Below are 1356 nucleotides of genomic sequence, written 5' to 3'. Positions count from 1 at the left end.
TCGAGCCGTTTCTCCCTCTTCCGAAAGGCATACGCGCTTTCCACCAAAACCAGGTCGGCCTCCGAAGACGGACCTACACAAATGACTTCGTCGCACCTCAGGGGTGAAGAAAAAAGTGCCGGCGCTCGACCGGCCCGGCACTCAGTTGGGGGACGTAATCAACCTTACTTGCAAAACAGTCGAGGAACCACTCACAGTCTCCTCGAGTACTTAGTATCAGGCGTCTTCGCCTCAGAAACCGGCGGTTGCAGACTTCATCCACCAGTGTGGTCCGAGCGCAACGAATACACTCGGCCCCGAGCTTCGATCTTCTCGGAGGTGATGAGCAGCCCGAGCCGTTTCTTCAGCGTCCCGGACATCGCCCCGCGAATTGTATGCGGCGCCCAATCGAGCGCATTTGCGATCTCGTCAATGGTCGCGCCGCCCTCTGCTTGTAGCATCTCGATCAGAGTTTCCTGCTTGGTCCCTTTCCGGCGCTGGGTGGGAGGGGCCAGGGCTTCGCTCAGTGAGGTGTCATTCTGGCCGTCCGTGATCCCGAGCGTGATGTAAGCCAGCGGCGTCGCGCGCAGGGTGATCGGCCCGCGCGCCTCGTCGTGCCGCCAGACGGTGTCGAGATCGGTGGCAGTGAACTCCTCGATCAGACCCTGCTTGAGGAGGCTCTTGCAGACATTGCCAACGGCGCCGCCCTTAAGGTTGGCTGTCACGGGAAAGATGGCGCCGTCATCGCGCGTGCAGGCGGTCGACAGGAGGACTGTCTGGGCTTGGGACAACTGGATCTGTGTCATGTCGGGTCTCCGGCTATCGGGCGACACGGAATGCGACGCCCTCTACCGGGCAAAGCCCGCCAACCGGCGGGCCGACCCGGGGTATTGGTTCATCACTCGGCGTGTTCGCCTTCGCCGAACAGGAAGTCGGTGATCTGTGCGAGGTCCTCGGCCACGCTGGCGATGGAGCCGACGCTGCCCCAGTTGATGGCGTCCGGGTCGAAGCCGAAGTGGTCATCGCTCAGCGCCTGCAGGCGGGCGAGCATCGCGTCGATCTCGGCCTTCTTTGTGATGAAGGCTGCGAGTGCCGCTTCCCGGTTCCGCCGCGCCTTTTCGGCGTGGAGGTCGTGGCGGGGAGTTGTTTGCGGGTTCAGGCGGGTCATCGGGTTGGCTCCGTCAGGTGTGTCGTTGTCCTGTCACCAGCTTCGCTCTGGCGCGCAGACACATCCAGTATAATCGCAGCAATATCATGGCTTTGATCGGAGCGTTGGGATCATCTCATGTCATCGGCGGCCCAACCCATCGGCGTGATCGCGCGGCTCCTCGATCTCTCCGAACGCCGGGTGCAGCAGTTGAGCCGGGAGGGCGTGAT

General features: G+C 62.3%; 2 protein-coding genes. Both read right to left on the bottom strand.

Annotation, left to right across the window (positions count from 1 at the left end):
- Window positions 1-254 precede the first annotated feature (254 nt).
- Window positions 255-785: a DUF3489 domain-containing protein gene (locus MB818_RS21860; protein ID WP_238906548.1), complete on the bottom strand. Its 531-nt coding sequence runs from the start codon at window positions 783-785 to the stop codon at window positions 255-257.
- Window positions 786-877: 92 nt separating this feature from the next.
- On the bottom strand, window positions 878-1147 hold the full coding sequence (locus MB818_RS21855; RefSeq protein ID WP_238906546.1) for a hypothetical protein: 270 nt from the start codon (window positions 1145-1147) through the stop codon (window positions 878-880).
- Window positions 1148-1356: the final 209 nt, after the last annotated feature.

Origin of the sequence: Ruegeria alba (genome assembly GCF_022321465.1) — a bacterium.
Taxonomy (GTDB): Bacteria; Pseudomonadota; Alphaproteobacteria; order Rhodobacterales; family Rhodobacteraceae; genus Ruegeria_B; species Ruegeria_B alba.
Note: the sequence above shows the minus strand (reverse complement) of the source record. Positions and strands in the feature narration are given on the sequence as shown.